The 10,948-nt window shown below is 63.3% G+C and carries 8 protein-coding genes and 2 pseudogenes; 5 read left to right on the forward strand and 5 right to left on the reverse strand.

All coding sequences use genetic code 11. The features are described from left to right. Nucleotides 1-38: 38 nt before the first annotated feature. On the reverse strand, nucleotides 39-2,183 hold the full coding sequence (locus ABEH27_RS08030) for a methyl-accepting chemotaxis protein (protein ID WP_346613046.1): 2,145 nt from the start codon (nucleotides 2,181-2,183) through the stop codon (nucleotides 39-41). A 726-nt stretch (nucleotides 2,184-2,909) separates the two neighbouring features. Between ABEH27_RS08030 and ABEH27_RS08035 the strand changes: the two genes are divergently transcribed. Then, the gene (locus tag ABEH27_RS08035; RefSeq protein ID WP_346613047.1) at nucleotides 2,910-4,229 is read left to right on the forward strand and encodes a Na+/H+ antiporter NhaC family protein; all 1,320 of its coding nucleotides are present in this window, start codon (nucleotides 2,910-2,912) and stop codon (nucleotides 4,227-4,229) included. 4 nt (nucleotides 4,230-4,233) lie between these two features. On the opposite strand, the gene ABEH27_RS08040 is transcribed toward ABEH27_RS08035, so the two are convergent. Beyond that, nucleotides 4,234-5,241 carry a FecR family protein gene (locus ABEH27_RS08040; RefSeq protein ID WP_346613048.1) on the reverse strand — a complete coding sequence of 336 codons (1,008 nt, stop codon included), beginning with the start codon at nucleotides 5,239-5,241 and terminating at the stop codon, nucleotides 4,234-4,236. A 258-nt stretch (nucleotides 5,242-5,499) separates the two neighbouring features. Here ABEH27_RS08040 and ABEH27_RS08045 point away from each other — a divergent pair, with 258 nt between their 5' ends. The 4 genes and pseudogenes from ABEH27_RS08045 to ABEH27_RS08060 all read left to right on the forward strand — a co-directional run. Next, nucleotides 5,500-5,973: a MarR family transcriptional regulator gene (locus ABEH27_RS08045; RefSeq protein WP_346613049.1), complete on the forward strand. Its 474-nt coding sequence runs from the start codon at nucleotides 5,500-5,502 to the stop codon at nucleotides 5,971-5,973. Nucleotides 5,974-6,003: 30 nt separating this feature from the next. Further along, nucleotides 6,004-7,197 (forward strand): HlyD family efflux transporter periplasmic adaptor subunit, encoded by a 1,194-nt coding sequence (locus ABEH27_RS08050; protein WP_346613050.1) that lies wholly within the window; start codon nucleotides 6,004-6,006, stop codon nucleotides 7,195-7,197. Beyond that, entirely contained in the window at nucleotides 7,194-8,729 is a 1,536-nt protein-coding gene (locus ABEH27_RS08055) for a DHA2 family efflux MFS transporter permease subunit (RefSeq protein ID WP_346613051.1), read from the forward strand. The genes ABEH27_RS08050 and ABEH27_RS08055 overlap by 4 nt, the downstream gene beginning before the upstream one ends. A 198-nt stretch (nucleotides 8,730-8,927) precedes the next feature. Next, a pseudogene (locus ABEH27_RS08060) lies at nucleotides 8,928-9,149 on the forward strand (transposase domain-containing protein); the annotation flags it as partial. A gap of 236 nt (nucleotides 9,150-9,385) precedes the next feature. Here the strand turns inward: ABEH27_RS08060 and ABEH27_RS08065 are convergent. From ABEH27_RS08065 to ABEH27_RS08075, 3 genes and pseudogenes are all read right to left on the reverse strand, one after another. Next, nucleotides 9,386-9,694 (reverse strand): hypothetical protein, encoded by a 309-nt coding sequence (locus tag ABEH27_RS08065; RefSeq protein WP_346613052.1) that lies wholly within the window; start codon nucleotides 9,692-9,694, stop codon nucleotides 9,386-9,388. Between the two features lie 107 nt (nucleotides 9,695-9,801). After that, nucleotides 9,802-10,071: a PAAR domain-containing protein gene (locus ABEH27_RS08070; RefSeq protein WP_346613053.1), complete on the reverse strand. Its 270-nt coding sequence runs from the start codon at nucleotides 10,069-10,071 to the stop codon at nucleotides 9,802-9,804. A 2-nt stretch (nucleotides 10,072-10,073) separates the two neighbouring features. Continuing rightward, nucleotides 10,074-10,948: pseudogene (locus ABEH27_RS08075) on the reverse strand (hypothetical protein); the annotation flags it as partial.

The following is a 10,948-nucleotide window of genomic DNA, read 5'->3' on the forward strand; positions in this document are numbered from 1 at the left end:
ACCCGGCCGAACGTGCCGGGCGCCGTGGTGTTGCGCGATCAGACCCGGAACTGATCCATCAACGCCTGTTGCTGGTTGGCCAGGCTGTTGAGCGACTGGCTGACCCGCGCCGATTCGTTGGCCTGCCCCGACAGCGACTCGGTCACATCGCGGATGGTCGCGACATTGCTGTTGATCTCCTCGGCCACCGCACTTTGCTCCTCGGCCGCCGAGGCGATCTGCAGGTTCATGTCGCTGATCACCGTCACTGCCTGGCCGATGCGCTGCAGCGCGGTGACGGCCTGGCCGACCTGTTCCACGCCGCCCTGGGCCTGGCGGTGGCTGTTGTCCATGGCGCCTACCACTTCGCGGGTGCCGGCCTGCAGGGCTTCGATAACCTGACGGGTTTCTTCCACCGACTCCTGGGTCCGCTGGGCCAGGTTGCGTACTTCATCGGCGACCACCGCAAAACCACGGCCGGCCTCACCGGCGCGGGCGGCTTCGATGGCGGCGTTGAGTGCCAGCAGGTTGGTCTGCTCGGCGATCGAGCGGATCACCTCCAGTACCGAGCCGATCTTCTCGCTGTTCTGCGCAAGCCCTTCGACTTCGGCCATGGCATTGCTCATGTCTGCGGCCAGGGCATCGATGCTGCGCGTGGTGCGGTCGATCACCGCCAGGCCTTCACGGGTGGCCTGGTCGGCGTCGCGTGCAGCCTGTGCGGCCTGGGAGGCGCTGCGGGCGACGTCCTGGGCGGTGGCGCTCATCTCGTGGGAGGCGGTGGCCACCTGGTCGACCTGGCGGTACTGCTGCTCCATGCCGGCGCTGGTTTCGGTGGCAATCGCAGACGACTGGTCGGCAGTGCCGCGCGCAGCCTGTACCGAGCGTTTGACCTCGGCGATGGTCGGCTGCAGTTTGTCCAGGAAGCGGTTGAACCAGCCGGCCAGTTCGCCGAGTTCGTCACGTTTGTCGTAGGTCAGGCGGCGGGTCAGGTCACCTTCGCCACTGGCGATGTCCTTGAGCATTGCCGCCACGCCGAGAATCGGCCGGGTCACGCCACGCGCCATCAACCACACCAGCAACAGGCCGGCGATTGCCGCAGCCAGGCCCAGGCCCAGCTCCAGCAGGGTGCCGCTGGTGTTCAGGGCATCCAGCTCTTGCTTGAGTGCCTCGGCCGGGCCGGTCAGGGCGTTTTCCGGCACATCCAGCAGCACACCCCACGGTTGCGCACCGGGGATCGGCTGGAAGGCGGCGAGCACTTTCAGCCGGTGCTGATCGTGGTGCACGCTCAGCTTGCCTGCGGCCAGCGTGCGCACCAGTTCGGCGCCGTTGCGCGGGTCGACCTGGTCAAAGCGTTGGGCGAGCTTGCTGGCGTCGGCGCTGTAGCCGGCCAGCAGGCCCACGGGGCTGAGGATGCCGACTGTGGTGCGGCCTTCGTACAGGCTGCCGCTGGCCTCCTGGCTCAGGGCCTGAAGGCTGTTGAGGTTGATGTCGATGGAGAGGGTGGCGATCACCTTGCCGTTGACTGCCAGCGGGAACACGATGCTGGTCATCAGCACGCGCTGGCCGTCGATGTCATAGAAGTACGGTTCCACCACGCAGACCTTGCCGCTGCTGCGCGGGCACACCCACCAGGTGTTGGCGGGCTGGCCGCTGGGGCCGATCTCGGTGTTGGCCATGTCGTGCTCGGGCAGCGCCATGGCGGTCAGCTGGCCTGCGCGCGGCTGTGACCAGTAGAGCGCGAAACGCCCGGTTTCGTTGCTGCCCAGTTCCGCCTGGCCGGTGAACAGGCTGTCCTTGTTATCCAGGGCATTTGGTTCGAACACCAGCGACAGGCCCAGCAAGTCGGGGTTGGCCTGCAGGGCTGCGCGCACCTGGCGGGTCATGTCCTCACGCAGGTCGAAGGCATCCAGGTAGCGTTTTTCCGCCTGCTCACGCAGGAACAACACTTGGCGGGCGAAGCCTGCACCGTACTGGTAGGCATCCATGAACTGGCGGCGGATGTTCAAGGCCTGAACCTCGCCCTGCGACTCGATGCGTGCCTGCGCGGCCTCGCTGAGCATTTGCATGCTGCTGGCTTTGACCAGGTCCGAGCTGTGGTCCATGCGGTACAGCGAAAGGCCGACGAGCAGGCTGACGATGCCGGCCAGGCACAGACCGGCGAGCAGGGTGATCTTCCACTGGATGGAAAGTTGTCGCAGAGGCATGAGGGGGAATCCCTTTTTTTGGCAGTAAGGGTTTGGCTTTGGGGTGTTGGGTGTTGGGCGTTGGGAGGTGCCTGTCTTGAGGTTTTTAGTGTTTCGCAGATCGAGCGCCGCCCGCGAAGCGCTTGCCTTTGGATCTTTAGCGCCCTTGAGACCGAGCGCCGCCCGCGCGGCGCTTCGCGGGGCAAGCCCGCTCCCACATTTGTTGCAACGTGCCATGGCCTGATAGGCCATAGTTGTCAGCCTTGTTGGCTCGACGAGATATTTCGGCTGGCACTGCTGCCGCCTCACCTGTCTTTGGTCATGCGCTAAGGCGGACAACCATGGCCTGTCTGGAACGGCGCGTTGCAACAAATGTGGGAGCGGGCTTGCCCCGCGAAGCGCCGCGCGGGCGGCGCTCGGTCTCAATGGCGCTGAAGATTACAAGGCAAGCGCTTCGCGAAGCGCCGCGCGGGCGGCGCTCGATCTCAAGGGCGCTGAAGATCCCAAGGCAAGCGCTTCGCGATGCGCCGCGCGGGCGGCGCTCGATCTCCAGAGCGCTGCAAACCTCAAGGCAGGCACCTCTAAGCCACGCCCCTATATCGGCCACCCCCCTTTTTTCTTTATTCAACCATTCAATTTAAAATCCAGCCCCCGCGTAATCTGCCGCTACCTGGCAATTTTGACATCTGTACCCCACTGCGTCAGAGTGCGCGCTTTTTTGCCTGCAGCTACGAGGAAAGCCAAACCATGAATGCAGTGATTGCCGCGGTCGGCATCATGCTGATACTCAGCCTGTCGCGGGTGCACGTGGTCATCGCCCTGATCATTGGCGCCCTGGTCGGGGGGCTGGTCGGTGGCCTGGGTATAGAAGGCACGCTCAAGGCCTTCAACGGTGGCCTGGGCGGTGGTGCCACGGTGGCGTTGTCGTATGCCTTGCTTGGCGCCTTTGCCGTGGCCATCGCCAAGTCGGGCCTTGCCCACGCTTTGGCCGACCGTGCGCTGGCCATGATCGACCGCCAGGGCCACGCCAACGGCGGCAAGGTCAAATGGCTGCTGATCGGCCTGATGCTGGTGGTGGCGGTGTCGTCGCAGAACATCCTGCCCATCCACATCGCCTTCATCCCACTGCTGGTGCCGCCGCTGCTGTACGTGCTGACCCGCCTGCGCATCGACCGCCGGTTGATCGCCTGTGTGATCACCTTTGGCCTGATCACCCCGTACATGTTCCTGCCGGTGGGCTTCGGCAACATCTTCCTCAACGAGATCCTGCTGGCCAATGTCGCCCGCGCCGGTGTCGACATCAGTGGCGTCAACGTCACCCATGCCATGGCCATTCCGGCGGCGGGCATGCTGGTCGGGCTGTTGATGGCGGTGTTCATCAGCTACCGCAAGAAGCGCGACTACGACCTGGCGCGTATCGAGCAGGTGGAGCAGGTGAGCGTCGCGTACAACCCGCTGACCCTGCTGGTGGCGGGGCTGGCAATCGCCTCGGCGTTCATCGTGCAGCTGTGGCTGGACTCGATGATCATCGGCGCCATGGTCGGGTTCCTGATCTTCTCGTTGTCCGGCATCGTGCGCTGGAAAGACACCGATGACCTGTTCACCGAAGGCATGAAGATGATGGCCATGATCGGTTTCATCATGATCGCCGCCTCGGGTTTTGCCGATGTGATGAAAGCCACCGGCGAGGTCAAGAGCCTGGTCGAAACGTCGGCGCAATGGATCAACCACAGCAAGGGCATCGGTGCCTTGCTGATGCTGCTGGTGGGGTTGCTGGTGACCATGGGTATCGGCTCGTCGTTCTCGACGGTGCCTATTCTGGCAGCGATCTTCGTGCCGCTGTGCGTGCAGTTGGGCTTCGACCCGGTGGCCACGGTGTGCATCGTCGGCACCGCGGGTGCCTTGGGTGATGCCGGCTCGCCGGCATCGGACTCGACCCTGGGGCCAACCTCCGGGCTCAACGTCGACGGCCAGCATCATCACATCTGGGACACCGTGGTGCCGACCTTCATCCATTACAACCTGCCACTGCTGGCATTCGGCTGGCTGGCGGCGATGACGCTGTGAGGCCTCAGCCCTTGTCGGGCGGGGGGGAAATTCTGTTGAGGACGGTGCTGCCGTCCTTGCTGCGGGTCAGGTAGACCGGCAGCACCTTGGGCAGGTTGTCCACCAGTCGGGCGACTTCGTTGGTGTTGTAGACGCCGCTGATGCGGATGCGCCCGGTGCTGGCATCGGCCAGCAGTAGCGGCGCAGCGAGGTAGCGGTTGATCACCGGCAAGGCCTGATCGAGGCTGAGGTTGTCGAGCACCAGCTTGCCGCTGCGCCAGGCCAGGCTGTTGTTGTAATCGTCGCTCTCGGCCAGGTGCGGCTCGAAGTCGCCGGTGCGATAACTGGCCTGCATGCCCGGCCCCAGGCGGTAACCGCCCGAGTTGCCGTCGCTGCTGACCAGCACCGAGCCTTCCACCAGGGTGACCTTGACCTGGTCCTGATACTTCCACACGTTGAACTGGGTGCCGGTGACCCGGGTCTGGCCGTGGCCGGCGCGGACGATGAACGGGTGTGCGCTGTCGTGCTGCACCTTGAAGAACGCTTCGCCACGCTTGAGGGTGACCTGGCGCCGGTCCTTGTAGTTGAGGTAGGTCAGTTCGGAGTTGAGGTTGAGTTGCACCGAGCTGCCGTCGCTCAACTGCACGGTCTGCGCCTGATTGCCCGCTTCGAAGTGCTGGTAATGGTTTGGTAGCCAACCTTGCTCCCAGCCCACCCAGCCAGCCAAGGGCAGCACCAGCAGGGCAATCGCCGCGGCGCAGGCCGTTGGCCGCCAGTTGCGTGGCCGCGCCACCTGGCGCGCAGGCGGGTTGAAGTCGATGACCGTGGCGTTGCGCGGCAGCAGGTCGGCGGTTTGCCAGATCTCCAGCATCACCTGGTACTCGTGGGCGTGACGCTTGTCCGCCGCCAGCCAGCGGGCAAATGCCTCGCGCTCGACCTTCGTGCAATCGTCGGCATGCACGCGCATGCACCAATGCGCGGCGGCGTCAGTGATGGCATCGTCTGGGCTGGGGTTGAGGCGGTCGTGGTTCATTGCGGCTCCGGGTTTTGCGCATTCTACCCCTGCAAGAGGCTGCCGAGAACCGACGTAATGGCGAATGACTATCAGTTAGCTATGTTTTTCGTCGGTTTCGCAAGGGATATTCAGCGTTTGAGAACGCTTCGCGCCCTTGTATCCAGGCCAGCCCGCGATGGGGGCAATGCTCACGTTTTTGCATAGCCCCCTAATGAAAGCTTTGACATTCACTGCCTAGGCAGTAATATTTTTACACAATTGCCCGAGCCGATGCCGATGCCCCACTTCACCCCGGAAAACTTCCAGTCCTGCGCCATCGGCATGCTGCTGGGCCGCGCGGCGATCCTCAAGGACCGCATTCTCGACTGGCACCTGGAATCCGAGGGCGTCACCGCCGCGCAGTTCAAGGTGCTGATCATCGTCACCCAGTACCAGGTGGATACACCGGCCGAACTGTGCCGCTACCTGGGCCTGGACAGCGGTTCGATGACCCGCATGCTCGACCGCCTCGAGCAGAAGGGGCTGATCCTGCGCAACCGCTGCGCCGATGACCGCCGCCAGGTTCGCCTGGCCCTGACCGCCGATGGCCAGCGCCTGGCTGACCGCTTGCCGGAGATTGGCGCGGCGGCGATGAACGAACTGGTCGGCGTGCTCCAGCCCGACGAACTGAAGGCCCTCGAAAGCTTGCTGGCCAAGGTCCTGCTCGGTGCCGGCGACCCTCTGACGATCCGCCGCTTCGGCGATCGTTGATCCCTGTTACGCATTTTCCAAGGTATTGCCATGGCTACTCCCGCAGACACCTCAACCCCCTCCGCCGCACCGGAACCGTCGCGCAAGCGCAAAGTCTGGCTGCTTGGCCTGCTGCTGGTGGTGCTGCTCGCCGGCGCTGGCGCCTGGGCCTGGTACAGCCTGATCGGGCGCTGGCACGAAAGCACCGACGATGCCTATGTCAACGGCAACGTGGTGGAGATCACACCACTGGTTACCGGGACCGTCACCAGCATTGGCGCCGATGACGGCGACCTGGTGCACGCAGGCCAGGTGCTGTTGCAGTTCGACCCGGCCGACAGCGAGGTGGCCTTGCAGGCCGCCGAGGCCAAGCTGGCGCGCACCGTGCGCCAGGTGCGTGGCCTGTACAGCAATGTCGACTCGCTCAAGGCGCAGCTGCAGACGCGCCAGGCCGAGCTGCAGAAAGCCCGGCAGAACTACAACCGGCGCAAGGTGCTGGCCGACAGCGGCGCGATTGCCGCTGAAGAAATCTCCCATGCCCGCGATGACCTGACCGTGGCCCAGGCCGCCGTCAACAGCGCCCAGCAGCAGCTCAACACCAGCACCGCGCTGGTCGATGACACGGTGGTCTCATCGCACCCTGAAGTCATGGCCGCCGCCGCCGACCTGCGCCAGGCCTACCTCGACCACGCCCGCACCACCCTGGTGGCGCCCGTCACCGGCTACGTCGCCAAGCGTACCGTGCAGCTTGGCCAGCGCCTGCAGCCCGGCACCGCGACCATGGCGGTGATCCCGCTGGACGAGGTGTGGATCGACGCCAACTTCAAAGAGACCCAGCTGCGCGACATGCGCATCGGCCAGCCGGTGGAAATCAGCGCCGACCTGTACGGCAGCGAGGTGAAGTACAGCGGTACGGTGGACAGCCTTGGCGCTGGCACCGGCAGCGCCTTCGCCCTGCTGCCGGCGCAGAATGCCACCGGCAACTGGATCAAGATCGTCCAGCGCGTGCCGGTGCGCGTTCACCTCAGCCCTGACCAGCTCAAGGACCACCCGCTGCGCATCGGCCTGTCCACTGTGGTCGAGGTCGACCTGCACGACCAGAGCGGCCCGGCCTTGGCCCAACAGCCACCGCAGCAGGCCAGCTACACCACCCAGGTGTACGACCGCCAGTTGGTCGAGGCTGATGAGCTGATCGCCCGGCTGATCCACCAGAACAGTGCCACCGGCAAGACGGCGCAACGATGAGCAACAACGCTGCGGCACAGTTCACCCCGCCGAGCCTGCTGCTGACCACCATCGGCCTGTCGTTGGCGACCTTCATGCAGGTGCTCGACACCACGATCGCCAACGTGGCGTTGCCGACCATTTCTGGCAACCTGGGCGTGAGTTACGAGCAGGGCACCTGGGTGATCACCTCGTTTGCGGTGAGTAACGCCATCGCCTTGCCGCTGACCGGCTGGCTCAGCCGGCGCTTCGGCGAGGTGAAGCTGTTCATCTGGGCCACGCTGCTGTTCGTGCTGGCGTCGTTCTTGTGCGGTATCGCCCAGTCGATGCCGGAGCTGGTCGGCTTTCGGGTATTGCAGGGCGTGGTGGCCGGGCCGCTGTACCCGATGACCCAGACCTTGCTGATTGCCGTGTATCCGCCAGCCAAACGGGGGATGGCGCTGGCCTTGCTGGCGATGGTCACGGTGGTGGCGCCGATTGCCGGGCCGATCCTTGGGGGGTGGATCACCGACAGCTACAGCTGGCCCTGGATCTTCTTCATCAACGTGCCGATCGGCCTGTTCGCCGCTGCCGTGGTGCGCCAGCAAATGCGCACGCGCCCGGTGGTCACCAGCCGCCAGCCGATGGACTACATCGGCCTGCTGACGTTGATCGTCGGGGTGGGCGCGTTGCAGGTGGTGCTCGACAAAGGCAATGACCTGGACTGGTTCGAATCGTCGTTCATCATTGTCGGCAGTTTGATCTCGGTAGTGTTCCTGGCGATCTTCATCATCTGGGAGCTGACCGACCGCCACCCGGTGGTCAACCTGCGGCTGTTCGCGCACCGCAATTTCCGCATCGGCACGATCGTGTTGGTGGGCGGCTATGCGGGGTTCTTCGGCATCAACCTGATCCTGCCGCAGTGGTTGCAGACGCAGATGGGCTACACCGCTACCTGGGCGGGCCTGGCGGTGGCCCCGATCGGCTTGCTGCCGGTGATCATGTCGCCGTTCGTGGGCAAATACGCGCATCGCTTCGACTTGCGGGTGCTGGCAGGGCTGGCCTTCCTGGCGATCGGCACCAGTTGCTTCATGCGTGCAGGGTTCACCAACGAGGTGGACTTCCAGCACATTGCCCTGGTGCAGCTGTTCATGGGGATCGGCGTGGCGTTGTTCTTCATGCCGACCTTGAGCATCCTGCTCTCGGACTTGCCGCCGCAGCAGATTGCCGATGGCTCGGGGCTGGCGACGTTCTTGCGTACGCTGGGGGGAAGTTTTGCGGCGTCGTTGACCACGTGGATCTGGATTCGCCGGGCGGACCAGCACCATGCGTACCTGAGTGAGCACATCAGCCAGTACGACCCGGCAACGCGGCACACGCTGGAGCAACTGGGCGGGGCCAGCCCGCAGAGTTATGCGCAGCTGGAGCAGATACTCAATGGGCAGGCATACATGATGTCGACGGTGGATTACTTCACCTTGATGGGCTGGGTGTTTGCCGGCTTGATTCTGTTGGTGTGGTTTGCCAAGCCGCCGTTTACGGCGAAGGCGGGGCCGGCTTCGGCGGGGCATTGAGCGAGTTCGCCTTGGGCGCTTAGGCGCCTGTGAGAACGAGCGCCGCCCGCGCGGCGCTCGATCTCACCGGCGGCAAGACCGCCAAGCCCACCGCTAGGGGTGGGTGCGTAAGCGTCCGGCGAACTCACCTTCCGAACTCCAGCTTCAAGGGCGATGGTGTCCGCGTATTTTTAAGCGGCCGCGATCACCTTTATCGCCGAAAACCAGATACGGCCATGGGCACTCGGGCGCTCGAACTGGCTGTGTGCCGAGTCGCTGCGCAGTGGTAAACGGGCGGCTGCAATCATGAGCTTGATCCAGTCGGCGCGTATGAATGGGCATGATCCGTATGCCTATCTCAAACATGTGCTCACGCGGTTGCCAACACAGCGGGCCAGTGAGATCGGGCAACTATTGCCGCATCAGTGGGTGCCTGCCTAACTTACGCAAGGTGAGTTGGGCGGACGCTTACCCTAGGCGGGATTAATCCTCTGTTCTAACTCGGTATAGTCCAGTTTCCCCAGCAGCCATTCCCCCGTTGACGATCATAATATAAGGGGTCTTTTGCGGGTACTGGGAGCGGTTGCGGCTTTTGCTCTCAGAAGGGTTGTCTGGGCTACCGGCCGGAAACTGCCAGAGTAAAACCCCATCAGCTGATAATGCGCACGTTAGCGGAGTCATTTTTTTCCCTCCGCGAGCATCTCATTCTGTATATATTCGGGTACGCCAACCTTCAGCGGCATGCGCTCCCAGTCGTCAGGTGAGTCACCTTGGACAATAATTGCAAAGCCGTTGCCATCTTTAACGATTTTCACGGTTGCTTCATTCTCGGGACGAAGATTATCGGGACGATTGGAGAAACTACCGACAAATCCGTCACAGGCGTAATCAGCCGCCGTTGCTGTCGTACCAAAGGTCAGTGCAATGAGCGAAAGAAGCGTCATACGGGTTACTTTCGAGACTGGCAAACGGAGAAATTTACGCATGAAACAAGTCCTTTGTGGATGTGATTTGACTCAGGGTGTAAGCCATCACCATTAGCACTCTGGCGATCAGCTGATGAGGTTTGCGGTTGGGGGTGCGAGGCTCGTGACTACACGACGCTCACATTCAGCGCATGGCTGGCCACGCCATGACACCCGCATGCCAGCCGATGGCCTTGCAGCACCACAGGCTTACCGTTCAGGCGTCGGCTTGGGTGCCCTTCGACAAAGGCAAAAACCCCTAGGTGAAGTGGACAACTGGCCTTGTCGCCCAGCACCGCTGGCGTTTTGCCGTTGACGGTGTGGGTGCCAGCCAGCTGGCATGACAGCACGCTGCCCCCGCTGCTGGTGGGGTCGCCCAGGCAGATCGGATGGTTCATGCCTAGGATCGTCCGGCGCTTGGCAAGCCATACTTGAAGGGGTCAGCGCCGCGGTTCTGCTGGTTCTTCGCTTTGCGTGCCTCATCCGGCGGGCTGATCATCTGCACGGTGAGGCTGCCGTCGCTGCCGGCGTACACCACGGCACTGGCACCGCCGTCGTGGTAGCTGGCGATGGTGGCCAGGTTGATTTCCACCAGTGCGCTGCTGACCCCGGTATTGCCCAGGCGTCGACCGATGTCATAGCCCTCGTCGACATTGCCCAGGTCCAGGCCTTGGCCATCGGTATTGAGGCTGTGCAAGGCATTGGTCAGGGCGATTTCCGCTTCAGCGTTGTTAGTGGTGTCGTAGAACACGCGCACCGGCTTATGCCCAGCGGGCAGGGTGTCGAGGGCCTTGAGCCAGCCCGCCTGCAAGGCCTTGGCTTGCAACGCGGGTTTGAGGCGTTTGCCGTGTCCGTCCTGCATTGAAACCTTGATTGGACGGTGCAGGTAGCCCAGCACTGGTGCGGCGTCGAACTCTTTCAGTTGGTGTTCGGCCCAACGCACGGGCAGCCAGGGGGACGGTTCGAAATGGCCCGGGCCGCGGTTGTCGATGGTTTTCCACAAGTTAGGTAGTTGCGATTGCCAGTAGGCGGTAGACATGGTGCTCGGGTCTTCCGAGACTTCGGTGCCTTTGGCGAGCTCGGCGGCTTCATACCAGTCTGTAAATGCCCTGTCCCGGTTCCAATAAAACGCCCACAACTTGCCAAAGTCAGTTTTTTTGTCCTGGTTGTCCTCGGCGTCACGGGTGACGAAGGGGCGAATGTAGCGATCCACTCGGTCCGAGCGCGTGACCAGCAGGCCAGTCGCATTCTCGTAGATCGTCGGTACCACGTGGC

This window comes from Pseudomonas sp. P39-UII1 (genome assembly GCF_039672635.1).
GTDB lineage: Bacteria > Pseudomonadota > Gammaproteobacteria > Pseudomonadales > Pseudomonadaceae > Aquipseudomonas.

Coding starts and splice junctions, on each gene's coding strand:
- ABEH27_RS08030 (WP_346613046.1), bottom strand. CDS start 2,183: ATGCCTCTGCGACAACTTTCCATCCAGTGGAAGATCACCCTGCTCGCC.
- ABEH27_RS08035 (WP_346613047.1), top strand. CDS start 2,910: ATGAATGCAGTGATTGCCGCGGTCGGCATCATGCTGATACTCAGCCTG.
- ABEH27_RS08040 (WP_346613048.1), bottom strand. CDS start 5,241: ATGAACCACGACCGCCTCAACCCCAGCCCAGACGATGCCATCACTGAC.
- ABEH27_RS08045 (WP_346613049.1), top strand. CDS start 5,500: ATGCCCCACTTCACCCCGGAAAACTTCCAGTCCTGCGCCATCGGCATG.
- ABEH27_RS08050 (WP_346613050.1), top strand. CDS start 6,004: ATGGCTACTCCCGCAGACACCTCAACCCCCTCCGCCGCACCGGAACCG.
- ABEH27_RS08055 (WP_346613051.1), top strand. CDS start 7,194: ATGAGCAACAACGCTGCGGCACAGTTCACCCCGCCGAGCCTGCTGCTG.
- ABEH27_RS08065 (WP_346613052.1), bottom strand. CDS start 9,694: ATGCGTAAATTTCTCCGTTTGCCAGTCTCGAAAGTAACCCGTATGACG.
- ABEH27_RS08070 (WP_346613053.1), bottom strand. CDS start 10,071: ATGAACCATCCGATCTGCCTGGGCGACCCCACCAGCAGCGGGGGCAGC.